The sequence below is a fragment of the Kitasatospora putterlickiae genome (assembly GCF_039527695.1).
In the GTDB taxonomy this organism is placed as follows: domain Bacteria; phylum Actinomycetota; class Actinomycetes; order Streptomycetales; family Streptomycetaceae; genus Kitasatospora; species Kitasatospora putterlickiae.
Map to the genome: position 1 here is coordinate 1 of NZ_BAAAKJ010000487.1, position 526 is coordinate 526.

A 526-nucleotide genomic window follows, 5' to 3' on the forward strand; every position below is an offset into this window, starting at 1 on the left:
CGGCGCGAACCCGGCACCCGCGACCGGCGGCGGCACCGGCGGCCCGCCCCCGGCGAACACCGCCGAGATCATGGCCCTGCCGGTCTGCGCCTCCTCGCAGGTGACGCTCAACCTGGCCGGCGCCCAGAACGCCTACCAGCCCAAGGACAAGCCCAAGCTGGCGCTGACCATCAACAACTCCTCCGGCACCACCTGCCGGCTGGACCTGGGCCGGACCGCCTCGGCGATCACCGTCACCGCCAGCAACGGCGAGCGCATCTGGTCCTCCGGTGACTGCCCGTCCGACAAGAACAGCAGCTGGGTCCAGCTCCCCGCCAACGGCGGACTGACCGAGACCTTCACCTGGGACCGGGTCCGCAGCAAGCCGCAGTGCGCCACCGCCGACCCGGCGCCCGCCCCGGCCGGCACCTACCTGGTGGTCGCCGACCTCACCGGCCTCTCCGGCGGCCAGGCCTCGGCCCGCTCCTCGATCCGCCTGGAGAACTGAGCGGCCCTCAGCGGCACGGCACGACAGCAGGAAGCCCGG

1 pseudogene is annotated in these 526 nt (G+C 73.8%); it reads left to right on the forward strand.

Features of this window, described 5'->3' with window-relative positions:
• A pseudogene (locus tag ABD308_RS37605) lies at positions 1-487 on the forward strand (hypothetical protein); the annotation flags it as partial.
• Positions 488-526 lie beyond the last annotated feature (39 nt).